This window comes from Vibrio cholerae (assembly GCF_008369605.1).
Classification (GTDB): domain Bacteria; phylum Pseudomonadota; class Gammaproteobacteria; order Enterobacterales; family Vibrionaceae; genus Vibrio; species Vibrio cholerae.
In genome coordinates this window covers 2,851,733-2,870,000 of record NZ_CP043554.1, presented here as the reverse complement: position 1 = coordinate 2,870,000, position 18,268 = coordinate 2,851,733, and the positions used below count along the sequence as shown (strand labels likewise).

Below are 18,268 nucleotides of genomic sequence, written 5' to 3'. Positions count from 1 at the left end.
ACCCGAAACCGGGTGATCTAGCCATGGGCAGGTTGAAGGTTGAGTAACATCAACTGGAGGACCGAACCGACTAATGTTGAAAAATTAGCGGATGACTTGTGGCTAGGGGTGAAAGGCCAATCAAACTCGGAGATAGCTGGTTCTCCCCGAAAGCTATTTAGGTAGCGCCTCGGACGAATACTACTGGGGGTAGAGCACTGTTAAGGCTAGGGGGTCATCCCGACTTACCAACCCTTTGCAAACTCCGAATACCAGTAAGTACTATCCGGGAGACACACGGCGGGTGCTAACGTCCGTCGTGGAGAGGGAAACAACCCAGACCGCCAGCTAAGGTCCCAAAGTATTGCTAAGTGGGAAACGATGTGGGAAGGCTCAGACAGCTAGGATGTTGGCTTAGAAGCAGCCATCATTTAAAGAAAGCGTAATAGCTCACTAGTCGAGTCGGCCTGCGCGGAAGATGTAACGGGGCTAAGCAATACACCGAAGCTGCGGCAATGTCTTTTAGACATTGGGTAGGGGAGCGTTCTGTAAGCCGTTGAAGGTGAATCGTAAGGTTTGCTGGAGGTATCAGAAGTGCGAATGCTGACATGAGTAACGACAAAGGGGGTGAAAAACCTCCTCGCCGGAAGACCAAGGGTTCCTGTCCAACGTTAATCGGGGCAGGGTGAGTCGACCCCTAAGGTGAGGCCGAAAGGCGTAATCGATGGGAAACGGGTTAATATTCCCGTACTTCTGACTATTGCGATGGGGGGACGGAGAAGGCTAGGTGGGCCAGGCGACGGTTGTCCTGGTTCAAGTGCGTAGGCTTGAGAGTTAGGTAAATCCGGCTCTCTTTAAGGCTGAGACACGACGTCGAGCTGCTACGGCAGTGAAGTCATTGATGCCATGCTTCCAGGAAAAGCCTCTAAGCTTCAGATAGTTAGGAATCGTACCCCAAACCGACACAGGTGGTCGGGTAGAGAATACCAAGGCGCTTGAGAGAACTCGGGTGAAGGAACTAGGCAAAATGGTACCGTAACTTCGGGAGAAGGTACGCTCTTGATGGTGAAGTCCCTCGCGGATGGAGCTGACGAGAGTCGCAGATACCAGGTGGCTGCAACTGTTTATTAAAAACACAGCACTGTGCAAAATCGCAAGATGACGTATACGGTGTGACGCCTGCCCGGTGCCGGAAGGTTAATTGATGGGGTTAGCGCAAGCGAAGCTCTTGATCGAAGCCCCGGTAAACGGCGGCCGTAACTATAACGGTCCTAAGGTAGCGAAATTCCTTGTCGGGTAAGTTCCGACCTGCACGAATGGCGTAATGATGGCCACGCTGTCTCCACCCGAGACTCAGTGAAATTGAAATCGCTGTGAAGATGCAGTGTACCCGCGGCTAGACGGAAAGACCCCGTGAACCTTTACTACAGCTTGGCACTGAACATTGAACCTACATGTGTAGGATAGGTGGGAGGCTATGAAGACGTGACGCCAGTTGCGTTGGAGCCGTCCTTGAAATACCACCCTTGTATGTTTGATGTTCTAACTTAGACCCATTATCTGGGTTGAGGACAGTGCCTGGTGGGTAGTTTGACTGGGGCGGTCTCCTCCCAAAGAGTAACGGAGGAGCACGAAGGTGGGCTAATCACGGTTGGACATCGTGAGGTTAGTGCAATGGCATAAGCCCGCTTAACTGCGAGAATGACGGTTCGAGCAGGTGCGAAAGCAGGTCATAGTGATCCGGTGGTTCTGTATGGAAGGGCCATCGCTCAACGGATAAAAGGTACTCCGGGGATAACAGGCTGATACCGCCCAAGAGTTCATATCGACGGCGGTGTTTGGCACCTCGATGTCGGCTCATCACATCCTGGGGCTGAAGTCGGTCCCAAGGGTATGGCTGTTCGCCATTTAAAGTGGTACGCGAGCTGGGTTTAGAACGTCGTGAGACAGTTCGGTCCCTATCTGCCGTGGGCGTTGGAAGATTGAAGGGGGCTGCTCCTAGTACGAGAGGACCGGAGTGGACGAACCTCTGGTGTTCGGGTTGTGTCGCCAGACGCATTGCCCGGTAGCTAAGTTCGGAATTGATAAGCGCTGAAAGCATCTAAGCGCGAAGCGAGCCCTGAGATGAGTCTTCCCTGATACTTTAAGTATCCTAAAGGGTTGTTCGAGACTAGAACGTTGATAGGCAGGGTGTGTAAGCGTTGTGAGGCGTTGAGCTAACCTGTACTAATTGCCCGTGAGGCTTAACCATACAACACCCAAGGGGTTTTGTAGTGGACTCAAAGCTAAGCGCATAAGAATGTGTGTGAGAACGAAAACAGCTTTCCAGAATTGTTGGTTATCACTTTTTAAGAAAAAGTGAAATCAAAAACAGAATTTGCTTGGCGACCATAGCGTTTTGGACCCACCTGATTCCATCCCGAACTCAGAAGTGAAACGAAACAGCGTCGATGGTAGTGTGGGGTCTCCCCATGTGAGAGTAGAACATCGCCAGGCTCCTATTTATTTTCACTTTTTAAAAGTGAAGACAAAAGGTCCGACTGGTCTAGCAATAGACGAGTCACCATAAAGCTATAAAAAATTTTAGAGTTTTATGTTGACTTTCAAAGTGGGAAGCGTATTATACGCACCTCGCTGACGTGCTAAGGCACTGAAAGCCAAGCTCTTTAACAATATAAACCAATCAATCTGTGTGGGCACTCGTTGATGATAATCAAAAAAGATTTATCAATGAACTGAGTGACCATTTGAATGAGCAATCATTCAGCACAGTCAATTCACTATCGAAAGATAGTATAAGTATTCATTGAGCCGAAGCGAAAGCTTCACAAAACTTTTAATTGAAGAGTTTGATCATGGCTCAGATTGAACGCTGGCGGCAGGCCTAACACATGCAAGTCGAGCGGCAGCACAGAGGAACTTGTTCCTTGGGTGGCGAGCGGCGGACGGGTGAGTAATGCCTGGGAAATTGCCCGGTAGAGGGGGATAACCATTGGAAACGATGGCTAATACCGCATAACCTCGCAAGAGCAAAGCAGGGGACCTTCGGGCCTTGCGCTACCGGATATGCCCAGGTGGGATTAGCTAGTTGGTGAGGTAAGGGCTCACCAAGGCGACGATCCCTAGCTGGTCTGAGAGGATGATCAGCCACACTGGAACTGAGACACGGTCCAGACTCCTACGGGAGGCAGCAGTGGGGAATATTGCACAATGGGCGCAAGCCTGATGCAGCCATGCCGCGTGTATGAAGAAGGCCTTCGGGTTGTAAAGTACTTTCAGTAGGGAGGAAGGTGGTTAAGCTAATACCTTAATCATTTGACGTTACCTACAGAAGAAGCACCGGCTAACTCCGTGCCAGCAGCCGCGGTAATACGGAGGGTGCAAGCGTTAATCGGAATTACTGGGCGTAAAGCGCATGCAGGTGGTTTGTTAAGTCAGATGTGAAAGCCCTGGGCTCAACCTAGGAATCGCATTTGAAACTGACAAGCTAGAGTACTGTAGAGGGGGGTAGAATTTCAGGTGTAGCGGTGAAATGCGTAGAGATCTGAAGGAATACCGGTGGCGAAGGCGGCCCCCTGGACAGATACTGACACTCAGATGCGAAAGCGTGGGGAGCAAACAGGATTAGATACCCTGGTAGTCCACGCCGTAAACGATGTCTACTTGGAGGTTGTGCCCTAGAGGCGTGGCTTTCGGAGCTAACGCGTTAAGTAGACCGCCTGGGGAGTACGGTCGCAAGATTAAAACTCAAATGAATTGACGGGGGCCCGCACAAGCGGTGGAGCATGTGGTTTAATTCGATGCAACGCGAAGAACCTTACCTACTCTTGACATCCAGAGAATCTAGCGGAGACGCTGGAGTGCCTTCGGGAGCTCTGAGACAGGTGCTGCATGGCTGTCGTCAGCTCGTGTTGTGAAATGTTGGGTTAAGTCCCGCAACGAGCGCAACCCTTATCCTTGTTTGCCAGCACGTAATGGTGGGAACTCCAGGGAGACTGCCGGTGATAAACCGGAGGAAGGTGGGGACGACGTCAAGTCATCATGGCCCTTACGAGTAGGGCTACACACGTGCTACAATGGCGTATACAGAGGGCAGCGATACCGCGAGGTGGAGCGAATCTCACAAAGTACGTCGTAGTCCGGATTGGAGTCTGCAACTCGACTCCATGAAGTCGGAATCGCTAGTAATCGCAAATCAGAATGTTGCGGTGAATACGTTCCCGGGCCTTGTACACACCGCCCGTCACACCATGGGAGTGGGCTGCAAAAGAAGCAGGTAGTTTAACCTTCGGGAGGACGCTTGCCACTTTGTGGTTCATGACTGGGGTGAAGTCGTAACAAGGTAGCGCTAGGGGAACCTGGCGCTGGATCACCTCCTTACACGAAGATTATCGTGATGAGTGTCCACACAGATTGATTCGGTTTAGATTTGAGCATTAAGTGGGTCTGTAGCTCAGGTGGTTAGAGCGTACGCCTGATAAGCGTAAGGTCGGTGGTTCGAGTCCACTCAGACCCACCACTAACGATGGGGTTATAGCTCAGCTGGGAGAGCGCCTGCCTTGCACGCAGGAGGTCTGCGGTTCGATCCCGCATAACTCCACCATCTTTAAGCGTTTTCACTGAGAATGTTTAAAAATGGTTTTCATTAGAAAATCTTGCTCTTTAACAATTTGGAAAGCTGACAAAACAACAAATTATTGTTGTTTGTAAAGTTCTCAATGTTTATCGAAAGATAAACACCAACAACACATTCAAGTGTGCTTGGTATCGAATAAGACTTCGGTCTTGTTCAAATTTGAGTCCGGCAAAATCTGTCTCGCACTCATGTAAATTAAACGCGAGACAACTTAGGTTGTTTAAACAACAACCCGAAACTCCTTCGGGTTGTATGGTTAAGTGACTAAGCGTACACGGTGGATGCCTGGGCAGTCAGAGGCGATGAAGGACGTACTAACTTGCGATAAGCGCAGATAAGGCAGTAAGAGCCGTTTGAGTCTGCGATTTCCGAATGGGGAAACCCAACTGCATAAGCAGTTACTGTTAACTGAATACATAGGTTAACAGAGCAAACCGGGGGAACTGAAACATCTAAGTACCCCGAGGAGAAGAAATCAACCGAGATTCCGGTAGTAGCGGCGAGCGAACCTGGATTAGCCCTTAAGCACTCGGTGAAGTAGGTGAACAAGCTGGAAAGCTTGGCGATACAGGGTGATAGCCCCGTAACCGACGCTTCATCGAGCGTGAAATCGAGTAGGGCGGGACACGTGATATCCTGTCTGAATATGGGGGGACCATCCTCCAAGGCTAAATACTCCTGACTGACCGATAGTGAACCAGTACCGTGAGGGAAAGGCGAAAAGAACCCCTGTGAGGGGAGTGAAATAGAACCTGAAACCGTGTACGTACAAGCAGTAGGAGCACCTTCGTGGTGTGACTGCGTACCTTTTGTATAATGGGTCAGCGACTTATATTCAGTGGCAAGGTTAACCGTATAGGGGAGCCGTAGCGAAAGCGAGTCTTAACTGGGCGCTCAGTCTCTGGATATAGACCCGAAACCGGGTGATCTAGCCATGGGCAGGTTGAAGGTTGAGTAACATCAACTGGAGGACCGAACCGACTAATGTTGAAAAATTAGCGGATGACTTGTGGCTAGGGGTGAAAGGCCAATCAAACTCGGAGATAGCTGGTTCTCCCCGAAAGCTATTTAGGTAGCGCCTCGGACGAATACTACTGGGGGTAGAGCACTGTTAAGGCTAGGGGGTCATCCCGACTTACCAACCCTTTGCAAACTCCGAATACCAGTAAGTACTATCCGGGAGACACACGGCGGGTGCTAACGTCCGTCGTGGAGAGGGAAACAACCCAGACCGCCAGCTAAGGTCCCAAAGTATTGCTAAGTGGGAAACGATGTGGGAAGGCTCAGACAGCTAGGATGTTGGCTTAGAAGCAGCCATCATTTAAAGAAAGCGTAATAGCTCACTAGTCGAGTCGGCCTGCGCGGAAGATGTAACGGGGCTAAGCAATACACCGAAGCTGCGGCAATATCTTTTAGATATTGGGTAGGGGAGCGTTCTGTAAGCCGTTGAAGGTGAATCGTAAGGTTTGCTGGAGGTATCAGAAGTGCGAATGCTGACATGAGTAACGACAAAGGGGGTGAAAAACCTCCTCGCCGGAAGACCAAGGGTTCCTGTCCAACGTTAATCGGGGCAGGGTGAGTCGACCCCTAAGGTGAGGCCGAAAGGCGTAATCGATGGGAAACGGGTTAATATTCCCGTACTTCTGACTATTGCGATGGGGGGACGGAGAAGGCTAGGTGGGCCAGGCGACGGTTGTCCTGGTTCAAGTGCGTAGGCTTGAGAGTTAGGTAAATCCGGCTCTCTCTAAGGCTGAGACACGACGTCGAGCTGCTACGGCAGTGAAGTCATTGATGCCATGCTTCCAGGAAAAGCCTCTAAGCTTCAGATAGTCAGGAATCGTACCCCAAACCGACACAGGTGGTCGGGTAGAGAATACCAAGGCGCTTGAGAGAACTCGGGTGAAGGAACTAGGCAAAATGGTACCGTAACTTCGGGAGAAGGTACGCTCTTGATGGTGAAGTCCCTCGCGGATGGAGCTGACGAGAGTCGCAGATACCAGGTGGCTGCAACTGTTTATTAAAAACACAGCACTGTGCAAAATCGCAAGATGACGTATACGGTGTGACGCCTGCCCGGTGCCGGAAGGTTAATTGATGGGGTTAGCGCAAGCGAAGCTCTTGATCGAAGCCCCGGTAAACGGCGGCCGTAACTATAACGGTCCTAAGGTAGCGAAATTCCTTGTCGGGTAAGTTCCGACCTGCACGAATGGCGTAATGATGGCCACGCTGTCTCCACCCGAGACTCAGTGAAATTGAAATCGCTGTGAAGATGCAGTGTACCCGCGGCTAGACGGAAAGACCCCGTGAACCTTTACTACAGCTTGGCACTGAACATTGAACCTACATGTGTAGGATAGGTGGGAGGCTATGAAGACGTGACGCCAGTTGCGTTGGAGCCGTCCTTGAAATACCACCCTTGTATGTTTGATGTTCTAACTTAGACCCATTATCTGGGTTGAGGACAGTGCCTGGTGGGTAGTTTGACTGGGGCGGTCTCCTCCCAAAGAGTAACGGAGGAGCACGAAGGTGGGCTAATCACGGTTGGACATCGTGAGGTTAGTGCAATGGCATAAGCCCGCTTAACTGCGAGAATGACGGTTCGAGCAGGTGCGAAAGCAGGTCATAGTGATCCGGTGGTTCTGTATGGAAGGGCCATCGCTCAACGGATAAAAGGTACTCCGGGGATAACAGGCTGATACCGCCCAAGAGTTCATATCGACGGCGGTGTTTGGCACCTCGATGTCGGCTCATCACATCCTGGGGCTGAAGTCGGTCCCAAGGGTATGGCTGTTCGCCATTTAAAGTGGTACGCGAGCTGGGTTTAGAACGTCGTGAGACAGTTCGGTCCCTATCTGCCGTGGGCGTTGGAAGATTGAAGGGGGCTGCTCCTAGTACGAGAGGACCGGAGTGGACGAACCTCTGGTGTTCGGGTTGTGTCGCCAGACGCATTGCCCGGTAGCTAAGTTCGGAATTGATAAGCGCTGAAAGCATCTAAGCGCGAAGCAAGCCCTGAGATGAGTCTTCCCTGATACTTTAAGTATCCTAAAGGGTTGTTCGAGACTAGAACGTTGATAGGCAGGGTGTGTAAGCGTTGTGAGGCGTTGAGCTAACCTGTACTAATTGCCCGTGAGGCTTAACCATACAACACCCAAGGGGTTTTGTAGTGGACTCAAAGCTAAGCGCATAAGAATGTGTTGAGAGAACAAAGACAGCTTTTCAGATTACTCTCTAGAAATAGAGAGAAAGAATTTGCTTGGCGACCATAGCGTTTTGGACCCACCTGATTCCATCCCGAACTCAGAAGTGAAACGAAACAGCGTCGATGGTAGTGTGGGGTCTCCCCATGTGAGAGTAGAACATCGCCAGGCTTTTAATCTCGCTGATAGTGTCACCACGCTATTAGCACAAAATTTGCGGAGAGATGGCTGAGTGGTTGAAAGCACCGGTCTTGAAAACCGGCGATGGTTAATAGCTATCCTAGGGTTCAAATCCCTATCTCTCCGCCACCATTAAGAAAGGCCGCTGACAACTCAGCGGCCTTTTTGCATTCTGTCATCTTGATTTTCAATATCTAGATTATCGATACAGTACAGATAACCTATTCTTCTAAAGTTCTTTATTTATCAACAACGCTTTTCTTTGCCGAAACGACCCGCCACAGTGCTTGGACAAGCGGATTATCTAACTGTGAACGCTTGCAGCAAACACCGAGCATAAAGGGTTTGATGGGGGTGACGCTTAAGCGCTGGATCTTGTCACGCACAGGGCTGTTATTGATAACCACATCCGGAGCAATCCCTACTCCACATCCAAGAGCCACCAAGCTAACAATCGCTTCATGTCCTGCGATCTGAGCATAGATATTGGGTTTTATCTTCATTTGCTTAAACCAGATATTGGCTCTATCGCGCGCGGTTCCCGACTCTGGGACAATAAACGGAATTTCATTCCAATCAGGCTGCTCTTTTTGTAGCTCATCCATAAAGCTGCTGATCCCAAGTGGTGCGATGACGGAAAGAGGGATCTCACTGATTGTGGCGAATTCAATGCGGCTTGGCAGTTGTTCAGGCATCGCAGAAATTGCTATATCCGCTTCATCGTGCAGGATTTTATCGATCGCTTGTGCCGGATCGCCTGTTAACAGTTTAAATTCGATATAAGGATGTTTGAGGCGAAACGAGCTGAGAAGCTCAGGTAAGTGGCTATAACTGGCCGTAACAGAGCAGAATAGCTTTATCTCTCCTCGCAGTTCTTGGCTGTGATCGTTGAGTTCGGTAGTGAATTGTCGCCAGTCGTGAATGATGCGTGCCGCAACGGGCAGTAATTGGTGGGCTGCGGGAGTGAGTTCAACACTGCGGTTGTCGCGCAGAAAAAGTGTGTGACCTAAATCTTGCTCCAGCTTCTGTATCTGCCGACTGAGTGCGGAAGGGCTGAGATGCATTGCAGAAGCGGTTTTACTGAAATTTTTGCAGTCACATAGATGCATGAATAGCTGCAGAGTTTTGATGTTCACAAAAGTTCCTATGTTGCATTTGTTGCAATAACTAGTTGTGAATATATCACTTTGCGCAATTTTGTCTCTGGCTTAGTATGAGTTTATTCGGTCATATCGCACCGACTTAACGGAATCACTTATTAAGGAGCACCCTCATGGCGAATTATTTCAATACGCTGAACCTGCGTGAACAGTTGGATCAACTTGGTCGTTGCCGTTTTATGGCGCGAGAAGAGTTTGCAACCGAAGCTGACTACCTAAAAGGTAAGAAAGTGGTGATCGTGGGCTGTGGGGCTCAAGGCCTAAACCAAGGCCTCAATATGCGTGATTCAGGTTTGGATGTTTCTTACGCTCTGCGTCAGGCTGCGATTGATGAACAGCGTCAGTCATTTAAGAATGCCAAGAATAATGGCTTCAACGTGGGTAGTTATGAGCAACTCATCCCAACCGCAGATTTGGTGATTAACTTGACGCCAGATAAGCAGCACACCAGTGTGGTCAATGCGGTGATGCCTCTGATGAAGCAAGGTGCTGCCTTGGGTTACTCACACGGTTTTAATATCGTTGAAGAGGGCATGCAAATCCGTAAAGACATCACGGTTGTGATGGTGGCACCAAAATGTCCGGGTACGGAAGTTCGTGAAGAGTATAAGCGCGGTTTTGGCGTTCCTACTCTCATCGCGGTACACCCTGAAAACGATCCGCAAGGTGAAGGTTGGGAAATTGCTAAAGCGTGGGCTGCGGCAACGGGTGGCCATCATGCTGGTTGTTTAGCTTCTTCTTTTGTGGCGGAAGTGAAATCTGACTTGATGGGTGAGCAAACCATTCTCTGCGGCATGCTGCAAGCGGGCTCTATCGTTTGTTACGAGAAAATGGTTGCTGATGGCATCGATCCTGGTTATGCGGGCAAGCTTTTGCAATTTGGTTGGGAAACCATTACCGAAGCACTCAAGTTTGGCGGTATTACTCATATGATGGATCGCCTGTCTAACCCTGCAAAAATCAAAGCGTTTGAGCTGTCTGAAGAGTTGAAAGATCTGATGCGCCCGCTGTACAACAAGCATATGGATGACATCATTTCTGGCCACTTCTCTAGCACCATGATGGCGGATTGGGCGAATGATGATAAAGACTTATTCGGCTGGCGTGCAGAAACCGCTGAAACGGCCTTTGAAAACTATCCAACAACCGACGTAAAAATTGCTGAGCAAGAATACTTTGATAACGGTATTTTGATGATTGCCATGGTGCGTGCTGGGGTTGAGTTGGCGTTTGAAGCGATGACGGCTTCAGGCATCATCGATGAGTCGGCTTACTATGAATCACTGCACGAACTCCCACTGATTGCCAATACGGTAGCGCGTAAGCGTCTGTATGAAATGAACGTGGTAATCTCTGACACCGCAGAGTACGGTAATTATCTGTTTGCCAATGTGGCGGTACCACTGCTGCGTGAAAAGTTTATGCCGAAAGTGGGCATCGATGTGATTGGTAAAGGATTAGGCGTGGTCTCTAATCAAGTTGATAACGCAACGCTTATCGAAGTAAACAGCATCATCCGTAACCATCCGGTTGAGTATATCGGTGAAGAGCTGCGCGGTTACATGAAAGACATGAAGCGCATCGCCGTGGGTGATTAATCCCTAAATTGATTTCCAAAGCAAACACAACAACACACTATAATAAAAACCAAGAAGGCTTAGTCGAATGACTAAGCCTTTCTTTATTGAGTGCTAAGTGGCGTGTTTACTGTATGAACTCAGCGCTTATTTATCCGCTAATTTGGCTTCAAGCTCAGCCATTTTCTGCTCTAACTCAGTGAGCTTTTGGCGAGTGCGTAACAGCACTTGAGTTTGCACATCAAACTCTTCGCGGCTGACCACATCCAGTTTGTTCAGTTGGCCTTGAATGACCTGACGCACTTTCTGTTCTACATCAGCACCCAGTTCTTTCACGGGTTGTGGCATGGCTTCATGGATTTGCTTGGCGATCTGCTCGAGTTTTTTGGCATCAAACATAGTAATTCTCCTGTTAAGTTGCCAACATTCTATGCAATTCAGCTAGGGATGTCGTTAGATTGGATAATAAAAAAGGCCATCGAAATGGCCTTTTGTGATGAGACTGAATATTGGATTACAGCTGACGATGAGCCGCTTTGGCTTCATCAATGCGGGCCAATTTCTCCAGATCTTTATCCTCAACAAACACCGGTAGTGGTTTGTGTTTCTCTGCAAGGTAGCTGTAAATCACCGGCAGTACAAACAGAGTAAACAAGGTACCAATTGCCAGACCAGAGACGATAACAATACCGATACTGAAGCGCTGTGCAGCCCCTGCACCGGTGGCGTACATCAGTGGGATCAGGCCTGCGATCATTGCTGCAGTGGTCATTAGGATTGGGCGCAGACGCACTTTAGCGGCATGCATGACAGCCTCAATCCGGCTGAGTTTGTTGTGTAACTGCTCCTCTTTGGCCACTTCACAGATCAAAATACCGTGTTTAGTGATAAGGCCGACCAGTGTGATCAAGCCAACCTGCGAGTAGATATTCATGGTTGCCGTACCCCAAGCCAGTGCGATCAAGGCACCACAAATGGCGAGTGGTACAGAGACCATGATAACCAAAGGATCTCTGAGAGATTCAAACTGAATCGCCAACACCAAGAAGATGATCGCCAGCGCTAGGCCAAATGTGGCATACAGCGCGCTACCTTCGGTCACATACTGACGAGCTTCACCCATGTAGTCATGGCTATAGCCTTTAGGCAGTTTGCTGCTTGCCAAATTCTCAAACCAGTTGATGGCATCCCCCATAGCCGTGCCCGGTGCTGGCACCGCACCTACGGTGGCAGAGTTGAGCTGGTTGAAGTGGGGTAGCGAGCGAGGTTCTGCAACCACATCAATCGTCACTAGGCTACCGAGTGGGATCACTTTGCCATCTGCTGCGCGAACGTAGTAGCTGTTCATCGATTCAGGGTTGAGACGCCATTTACGTTCCACTTGCGGGATCACTTCGTAAGAGCGGCCGTTGAGGTCGATACGGTTGACATAACCGTCGGCCATCATGGTGCTGAGCGTGATGCCAATATCTTGCATGGTCACGCCGTAGGCACCGGCTTTATCTTTGTCGATATTGATCTTCATCGTTGCCGAATCGAAGTTCAGATCCAGATCCGAGTAGACGAACATCGGATTGGCTTTGACTTCGGTCAGCACATCGGTGGCGATCGTAAACAAGCTTTCAAAGTTGCTTGGTGTGGTGATCACAAATTGGATCGGTAAGCCAGAGCCTGCACCAGGCAGTTCTGGCATCTGGAATGCCGTTACCGCCATACCAGGGATATCTTGTACCAAGGTACCCACGCGGTTGGTTACTGTGGCTTGGCTAGCTTCACGCTGGCTCCATGGCACCATTGACGCAATACCAAACGCCTGGTTTGAGTTAGGAACACCAGTAAACACCTGAGCGAACTGAACTTCTGGCTGATCAGACAGAATTTTATTCACATCATCCATCGTATTCGCCAGATAATCGAGGTTGGCATTCGATGGGCCTGTACCCATCAGCATGATTACCCCTTTATCTTCCGACGGTGCAAGCTCACTTGGAATGAACTTAAACAGCATTGGTAAACTTGCAAAAACGATAAACGCAAAGGCAATAACCACAGGGCGATGAGCCATCACCGCGGTCAGCATGCGTTCATAGCGTGCCGTCATGCGATCCAGTAAATGGTGCACTTTCAGTTCAAATTTGTTCGGCGCTTCATTGGCTTTGAGCATCTTTGAACACATCATCGGCGACAGAGTCAATGCAACAATACCGGATACAAAAACAGAACCAGCCAGTGTGAGCGCAAACTCTTTAAACAGTGAGCCGGTGATACCGCCCATCAAGGCAATCGGCGCATAGACCGCACCCAACGTCAGCGTCATCGCAATAACTGGGATGGCAATTTCACGGGTACCGATGATCGCCGCGCGGAAAGGAGATTCCCCTTCTTTGATATGGCGGTCAACGTTCTCTAGAACGACGATCGCATCGTCAACCACAAGGCCGATCGCCAGAACCATTGCCAGTAGCGTCATTAGGTTCCAAGAGAAGCCCATCATCTGCATCACCATCGCAACACCAATCAGTGAAAGCGGGATAGTGACAATTGGGATGAGTACGGCACGCAGTGAACCCAAGAACAGAGTGATCACGACCAGAACGATCAGCGCCGCTTCTACGATGGTTTTGATAACCTCGTGGATCGATTCATTGATCGCAACCGTTGAGTCGTACAACACGTTCATTTCAATGTTGCTTGGCATGTTTTTCTGCAGCTCAGGCAGCATCTCAAGCACATCTTTGGCGATGTTGATCGGGTTCGCACTTGGGGCCGCGTTAATCGCGGCAACGACCGCTTCACGGCCATTAGCACTCGCGCGATAGGTATCATGGCTCTTAGCCAAGGTAACTTTCGCGATATCACCTAGGCGAGTCACGGTACCTTTCTCAGCTTTCACCACCAGACTTTCCAAATCTTCCACAGTGGAGACTTGGGTATCGGCGCTGCCGTTATAAAGAACGAATTCACCAATCGCCTGACCGGTCGCTGACTGATAGTTGTTGGCATTCAGAATGCTCATCACATCCGCTGCGGAGAGGTTTAGTGCCGCCATTTTGGCTGGATCGAGCCATACCCGGAGCGCGTATTTCATACCGCCATACAGATCGATACTTGACACACCATTGACTGCGTAAAGCTGTGGATTAACCACGCGCTCTAGGTAATCAGTGATTTGGCTGGATGCCAATTCATTACTGGTGAAACCAATATACAGAACCGCAGTGGTTGAACCGGTCGACATGGTGACGGTCGGATCTTCTGCTTCTTTAGGCAGCTGCGAGCGAACTGAGTTGGTCTTGGCCAGAACGTCAGATAACGCGGCGTTGGGATCCGTATTCAATTTCATGGTCACTGTGATGGTCGAGCGACCCAACACGGACTGTGACGTCATAAAATCAATGTTATCCGCCTGTGCTACCGCTTGTTCCAAGGGTTGAGTAATAAAACCTTGAATCAAATCGGCACTGGCACCGTAATAGCCGGTGCTCACCGTAATTACGGTGTTGGTCATTTCAGGGTATTCACGCACCTGCATTTTGAAAATGGCTTGTAGACCAAGCAACACAATCAAAAAGCTGATCGATACCGCTAAAACTGGACGTTTTATAAAAACATCAGTAAAGCGCATGATGCCTCCGCTTACAGCATTGGGGTTTCTGCTGGTGGTGTAGTCGCATCACTTTCGACGATACGAACTTTAGCACCGTTACTCAGACGTACTTGACCTGTCGTGACAACCACATCACCCGGTTTTACGCCTTCCAGAATGTGAGCAATAGATTCAGAGCGCTCACCCACTTTCACGACATGTTGCTTGACGCGCTTCTCACCATTTTCTACGGTGACAATGTAAACATTGTCACCGTAGAGGGTATAGGTAATCGCGGTTTGCGGCAGAGTGACTTGGTTTTCCAGCTTAGGCAGAATGATGTTGGCACGCGCGAACATACCGCTTCGCAGTTTGCCATCACTATTTGGGATATCCGCTTGCACTTGGATCAGGCCGCTTTGTACGCTCACTGCAGGTTCAATCGCCGAGATGGAGCCTTTAAATGAAGTCTGTGGATAAGCATCCACAAAAATATCGACTTCTTGATCCAGTGAAATACGCGAAATATCTCTTTGTGGCACGGTAAAACGCAGACGCATCACGCTGGTATCTTCCAAGCGCACAATATCTGTACCCGGCTGCAAATATTGACCTAAGAACACATTACGAATACCGATCACACCAGCAAAAGGCGCTTTGATTTCACGGCGAGCAATGGTGGCTTTTAGGCTTTCAATATCAGCGGAGAGCGCATAGTAGCTAGCTTCTGCTTCATCATAAGACTCTTTAGAGATAGAACCTTTAGCGAACAGACCCTTGTAGCGTTCATATTTGGCTTTCGCTGCAGGCAGGCGCGCTTCAGTGCTTTTTAAATTGGCTCGTTCTACCGCTGAATCCAGTAGCACTAGAGGTTGGTCTTTTGCGACTTGCGTGCCCGATTCAAACGTAATTTGGTCAATTACCCCTGCCGTTTCGGTCGTTAATGTCACACCTTGATTCGGCTCAATAAAACCGATCGCTTCAATCACGGGTACCCAATCAACCGGATTGGCGGTCACTACGGTAACCGGAAATTCTGGCTCAGGACGATTGGCGAGGTACTCGGCAATTTTCTGTTGTTTGAAAAGATTGAAACCTATCACGCTGCCAAACAGCAGGACCGCGATAAGCAACATAAAAAATGTCCACTTTTTCATTCTGGTGCGAACTCCAAATTAGTGTTGAGTAATTGCATCCCAACTGGCTTGAATCATTGCATCGAGAGTTGAATCATCCAGTTGATAAAAACCTAAAGCGTATTGACGAGCAAGAGTGACGGTTGTTTCAAAACTCAACGCAGAAAGAAGATGGTTATCGAGAGGTTTGAAAATTCCCTGCTGCTTTCCTTGGTCGAACAACAGTTCGACTTTGGCAAACATTTTTTGCTCTAGTTCCCTTACATTGCAACAAGTTGTTGTTGGTAAAGACTCATACTGCACTCGATTGCTGATAATGTCACGACAAGAGCCAGCCAACGTCCAAATATTCAGCCACATAGTACGGAAGCGTTCTTGCAAAGACATGTCATCTCTCAGATTAGCTTGTACGGCTTCGGCGATTTTTTGACTAACGTGCAAACGCACTTCAATCAAGAGATGATCTTTATCGCGGAAGTAACGATAAATCGTTCCGGTTGCCATATTCGCTGCTTTTGCCACTTTATGCATCGAGAGCCCTTGAAAGCCCTGTTCTGCAATCAGTTTTTCAGCCGCGATAAGGATTTGGAGCTGTTTATCGCCGTACACTATTTCAGACATCACATTTCTCTGCAAATGAACGGTTGTTCATTATAGCGGCTAATACCCCCTGTTTTGCAATACACTTGTGCAGTAAATTTTTGTAAAGGCAGTTTCTTTGTTGGTAATCCTCGGTGAGCGGATTATTATTGGCGGCTAAATAAAGAGGATTGAGAGTGCTATGAAGCTGAACCCAAGACAAGATGAAGCGGTCAAGTACGTCTCCGGACCCTGTCTGGTATTGGCGGGGGCGGGTTCGGGTAAAACACGCGTCATCACCAATAAAATTGCCTATTTGGTTCAGCAATGTGGCTATAAAGCACGCAATATTGCTGCGGTTACGTTTACCAATAAAGCGGCGCGTGAAATGAAAGAGCGCGTTGCTCAAACGCTTGGTAAAGGTGAGTCGCGCGGATTAATGGTGTCCACCTTCCATACCCTTGGCTTAAATATTATTCGCCGTGAATTCAAGGCTCTCGGCCTTAAAGCGGGCTTTTCACTGTTTGACGATCAAGATCAGCTCGCGCTACTCAAAGAATTGACTGAAAAGCAGCTCGATGGCGATAAAGATCTGCTGCGCTTGCTACTGAGCACCATTTCCAACTGGAAAAATGACATGCTGACTCCGCCGCAAGCCAAGGCAATGGCGAAAGGGGAACAGCAGCAGCTTTTTGCACACTGCTTTGAGCTTTACCAAAAACAGATGCAGTCTTACAACGCGCTCGATTTCGATGATTTGATCTTGTTACCAGTGTTATTGCTACGCAGCAATGAAGAAGTACGCCAACGCTGGCGAAATCGGATTCGCTATTTGTTGGTGGACGAATATCAAGATACCAATACCAGCCAATATGAGTTGGTCAAACTCTTAGTGGGTGAGCGTGGCCGTTTGACTGTGGTGGGAGATGATGACCAATCCATTTATTCATGGCGCGGTGCAAAACCACAAAACTTGGTGTTACTTGGGGAGGATTTTCCAAGTTTAAAGCTGATTAAGCTCGAGCAAAACTACCGCTCGACCAGCCGCATTTTGCGTGCGGCGAACATCTTAATTGCCAATAACCCCCACGTTTATCAGAAAGCACTATTTTCTGAATTAGCCGAAGGTGAAAAGCTGAAAGTTATTTTAGCGAACAATGAAGATCATGAAGCTGAGCGAGTTACTGCCGAGATCATCGCCCATAAGTTTCTCAATCGAACCGAATACCGAGATTACGCGATTCTTTATCGCGGAAACCATCAATCGCGACTGATTGAAAAATCGCTGACTCAAAACCGTGTGCCGTACAAACTTTCCGGCGGCACTTCGTTTTTTGCGCGTGCAGAGATCAAAGACATCATGGCTTACCTGCGAGTGTTGGTGAACCCCGATGATGACAACGCTTTTTTACGGATTGTGAATACACCGAAGCGTGAAATCGGCCCAGCTACGCTCGAAAAGTTAGGCAGTTACGCCAATATGCGAGGAAAAAGCCTATTTGCGGCGAGTTTTGAACTTGGCTTAGAGCAGCATTTAGGTGGGCGAGGGCTAGACAACTTACGCCGCTTCACTGAATGGTTGGTGGCGATTGCTGATAATGCTGAGCGTGGTAACACGGTGGAAGCCGTACGCGCGTTGGTGCGCGATATTCGTTATGAAGATTGGCTGTATGAGACCTCTTCCAGTCCGAAAGCGGCCGAAATGCGCATGAAAAACGTCTCCGATCTCTATTCATGGATCGTGGCCGATTTGGAAGGCGATAATCCCGATCAGCAAGAGAAAACTCTGAAAGAGGTGGTGCAGCGTTTAACTCTGCGCGACATGATGGAGCGTGGCGAAGAGAACGATGACAGTGATGCGGTACAACTGATGACACTGCACGCCTCAAAGGGCTTAGAATTTCCGTACGTGTATTTGATTGGCGCTGAAGAGGGCATTTTGCCGCATCAAACCAGCATTGATGAAGAGAACGTCGAGGAAGAGCGGCGCTTAATGTATGTCGGTATCACTCGCGCGCAGCGTGAACTGACCTTTATGGTGTGTAAAGAGCGCCGCCAGTTTGGTGAGCTGATTAAACCCACCCAAAGCCGTTTTCTTGATGAGCTACCGCAAGAGGATATTGAGTGGGAAGTGAAGAAAAAAACCGTTACTCAGGAAGAGCGAATGGCCAAAGGCCAAGCGCATATCGCTAATTTAAGAGCGATGTTTAAAAAGTAAAATAAAGAAGGGCTTGTCAA

General features: G+C 49.0%; 7 protein-coding genes, 3 tRNA genes and 5 rRNA genes (1 of these 15 only partly in view). 10 read left to right on the top strand and 5 right to left on the bottom strand.

The window, feature by feature from the left end:
- The 8 genes from F0316_RS13405 to F0316_RS13370 form a co-directional block, all read left to right on the top strand.
- A 23S ribosomal RNA gene (locus F0316_RS13405) occupies positions 1-2,230 on the top strand; it begins 657 nt to the left of the window's first position.
- 129 nt (positions 2,231-2,359) lie between these two features.
- Positions 2,360-2,475: ribosomal RNA gene (rrf, locus tag F0316_RS13400) — 5S ribosomal RNA — on the top strand.
- Between the two features lie 341 nt (positions 2,476-2,816).
- A 16S ribosomal RNA gene (locus tag F0316_RS13395) occupies positions 2,817-4,359 on the top strand.
- Between the two features lie 62 nt (positions 4,360-4,421).
- Positions 4,422-4,498, top strand: a tRNA-Ile gene (locus tag F0316_RS13390).
- An 8-nt stretch (positions 4,499-4,506) separates the two neighbouring features.
- Positions 4,507-4,582: transfer RNA gene (locus F0316_RS13385), tRNA-Ala, on the top strand.
- A 287-nt stretch (positions 4,583-4,869) separates the two neighbouring features.
- Positions 4,870-7,756: ribosomal RNA gene (locus tag F0316_RS13380) — 23S ribosomal RNA — on the top strand.
- Positions 7,757-7,867: 111 nt separating this feature from the next.
- Positions 7,868-7,983, top strand: a 5S ribosomal RNA gene (gene rrf, locus F0316_RS13375).
- Together the 16S, 23S and 5S rRNA genes with 3 tRNA genes alongside form the textbook arrangement of a ribosomal RNA operon.
- Positions 7,984-8,030: 47 nt before the next feature.
- A tRNA-Ser gene (locus F0316_RS13370) sits at positions 8,031-8,121 on the top strand.
- 110 nt (positions 8,122-8,231) lie between these two features.
- Here F0316_RS13370 and ilvY read toward each other — a convergent pair.
- Positions 8,232-9,128 (bottom strand): HTH-type transcriptional activator IlvY, encoded by an 897-nt coding sequence (gene ilvY, locus F0316_RS13365; protein WP_001022810.1) that lies wholly within the window; start codon positions 9,126-9,128, stop codon positions 8,232-8,234.
- Between the two features lie 137 nt (positions 9,129-9,265).
- Here ilvY and ilvC point away from each other — a divergent pair, with 137 nt between their 5' ends.
- Positions 9,266-10,750 carry a ketol-acid reductoisomerase gene (gene ilvC / locus F0316_RS13360; protein ID WP_149560548.1) on the top strand — a complete coding sequence of 495 codons (1,485 nt, stop codon included), beginning with the start codon at positions 9,266-9,268 and terminating at the stop codon, positions 10,748-10,750.
- A gap of 126 nt (positions 10,751-10,876) precedes the next feature.
- Here ilvC and ubiK read toward each other — a convergent pair whose 3' ends face one another.
- The 4 genes from ubiK to vexR all read right to left on the bottom strand — a co-directional run bounded on the left by ubiK (position 10,877) and on the right by vexR (position 16,072).
- Positions 10,877-11,128, bottom strand: a complete 252-nt coding sequence (gene ubiK, locus F0316_RS13355) for a ubiquinone biosynthesis accessory factor UbiK (RefSeq protein ID WP_000458935.1) — start codon at positions 11,126-11,128, stop codon at positions 10,877-10,879.
- Between the two features lie 115 nt (positions 11,129-11,243).
- Complete coding sequence (vexB, locus tag F0316_RS13350; protein ID WP_001212849.1) at positions 11,244-14,354, bottom strand: multidrug efflux RND transporter permease subunit VexB; 3,111 nt, start codon at positions 14,352-14,354, stop codon at positions 11,244-11,246.
- 11 nt (positions 14,355-14,365) lie between these two features.
- A complete protein-coding gene (gene vexA, locus F0316_RS13345; protein ID WP_095467583.1) occupies positions 14,366-15,472 on the bottom strand; it encodes a multidrug efflux RND transporter periplasmic adaptor subunit VexA in 1,107 nt (368 codons plus the stop codon).
- 18 nt (positions 15,473-15,490) lie between these two features.
- Positions 15,491-16,072, bottom strand: a complete 582-nt coding sequence (gene vexR / locus F0316_RS13340) for a TetR family transcriptional regulator VexR (protein WP_001290345.1) — start codon at positions 16,070-16,072, stop codon at positions 15,491-15,493.
- A 160-nt stretch (positions 16,073-16,232) separates the two neighbouring features.
- Between vexR and rep the strand changes: the two genes are divergently transcribed.
- The gene (gene rep, locus F0316_RS13335) at positions 16,233-18,248 is read left to right on the top strand and encodes a DNA helicase Rep (protein WP_149560547.1); all 2,016 of its coding nucleotides are present in this window, start codon (positions 16,233-16,235) and stop codon (positions 18,246-18,248) included.
- Positions 18,249-18,268 lie beyond the last annotated feature (20 nt).

What these genes read in the sequence shown, in the direction of transcription:
- ilvC (WP_149560548.1), top strand. Translation starts at nt 9,266, where the DNA reads ATGGCGAATTATTTCAATACGCTGAACCTGCGTGAACAGTTGGATCAA.
- ubiK (WP_000458935.1), bottom strand. Translation starts at nt 11,128, where the DNA reads ATGTTTGATGCCAAAAAACTCGAGCAGATCGCCAAGCAAATCCATGAA.
- vexB (WP_001212849.1), bottom strand. Translation starts at nt 14,354, where the DNA reads ATGCGCTTTACTGATGTTTTTATAAAACGTCCAGTTTTAGCGGTATCG.
- vexA (WP_095467583.1), bottom strand. Translation starts at nt 15,472, where the DNA reads ATGAAAAAGTGGACATTTTTTATGTTGCTTATCGCGGTCCTGCTGTTT.
- vexR (WP_001290345.1), bottom strand. Translation starts at nt 16,072, where the DNA reads ATGTCTGAAATAGTGTACGGCGATAAACAGCTCCAAATCCTTATCGCG.
- rep (WP_149560547.1), top strand. Translation starts at nt 16,233, where the DNA reads ATGAAGCTGAACCCAAGACAAGATGAAGCGGTCAAGTACGTCTCCGGA.